At 68.2% G+C, this 1,270-nt stretch carries 1 protein-coding gene and 2 pseudogenes; 1 reads left to right on the top strand and 2 read right to left on the bottom strand.

Annotation, left to right across the window (positions count from 1 at the left end; translation table 11 throughout):
• Window positions 1-319 (bottom strand): annotated as a pseudogene (locus QT222_RS00975) (thioredoxin domain-containing protein); the annotation flags it as partial.
• On the opposite strand from QT222_RS00975, the pseudogene QT222_RS00980 reads away from it, so the two are divergent.
• A pseudogene (locus tag QT222_RS00980) lies at window positions 242-533 on the top strand (acyltransferase); the annotation flags it as partial. The pseudogenes QT222_RS00975 and QT222_RS00980 overlap by 78 nt on opposite strands.
• A 33-nt stretch (window positions 534-566) precedes the next feature.
• Here QT222_RS00980 and QT222_RS00985 read toward each other — a convergent pair.
• Window positions 567-1,270 (bottom strand): hypothetical protein (locus tag QT222_RS00985; protein ID WP_491476009.1); only part of this gene is annotated, 704 nt, incomplete at its 5' end.

Below are 1,270 nucleotides of genomic sequence, written 5' to 3' on the forward strand. Positions count from 1 at the left end.
AGACTCGACGGTGTGGACTGGTCTGTCGCCTCCTGCGGGCGCGTTACGAGGGCTTCGCCGCTTTCGGGCGTGAAGTAGAGCGTCCCCGCGGTCTCGTCGTAGAACTCGCGGTGGGTCGCCCGCGCGAGGTCCAGCGCGAACGCAAGCGGTTCGACGTCGCCGGTGGCCTGATACAGGTCGAACGCGCCGCGGGCGAGGAAGGCATAATCTTCGAGGTAACCGTCGCTTTGACCTCGCCGTTCATCACGCGCCGGGAGAGCGTTTCTGTCTCCGCGTTCCAGAGGTGGTCGCGTACGAAGTCGAGCGCGCGACGAGCGTCATCGCTCGCAACTACCATCTCGTCTGGCAGATTGGCATCTCGCCGAGTCTGCGGCTCAAGAACTTCCTGCTCGGCCTCATCGGCGTCACCGTTGGCACGGGCGTCTCGTGGGGGCTGGAGGCCACGCCGGACGTCTTCTGGCCGAACCTCATCACGCTCGAAGACGACGCTGTTGTGTCACGAGTTCCTGCAAGACGAGTACCGGACGGGCGAGGACGCCGAACGGCACGAGTAGCGCGCCGACGGCTCAGGAGAAGGCGACGACCGAAACCGCGGTGGCCGCCGACGCCAACGCGAGATAGACGCCGTAGGTGAGCGCCCGACGCCGAAGGGAACGGCGGATCGCGTCGACGCCGCCGTCGGAGAGGAAAAGCGGGGTCTTCTCGGTCCCGCGGATGGTCGGCGTCCCCGCGTCGACGGACAGCTCGCCGTGGACCGTCAGCCGGGTCCCCTCGGGGACGGCCTTCGACAGGAAGTAGTCGTTCTCCAGGTCGATGTCCGGGTCGTCGTCGACGACGCCTCGGAGCCGTTCGAGCGGCAGTTCCGTCGAGTGGTCGGCCAGCTGGACGTACGGCGAATTCCAGAGGTAGACGTGCCACGTCCGGCTCGGGAGGAAGCCGACCGGCCGTACCGCCGCCAGCCGGTCGGCGTCATGGACGTCTCGCAGCCACCCCGGGTCGACCCGGAGCTCCCCGTTCTCGGTCGCGACGGTGAACGATCCGAACTCGACGCCGGAGGCGAACGTCGCTCTCGCCTGTCTCGTCGTCCGGTTCTCGAAGTCGATCACCTTCTGTCCGCTCCGCGGGAACGCGGCCTGCCAGACGTACATCCCGACCGGGGCGGACAATCCGTCGGTTGCGCGGTCGCTCGCGGGGGCCTCCTCGTCGACCGTGACGGCCCCTTCGACCGTCACCCGCTCGCCGTCGACGATGGCGGGCGACCCATTGGGGG

Source organism: Haloferax sp. s1 (assembly GCF_058382125.1).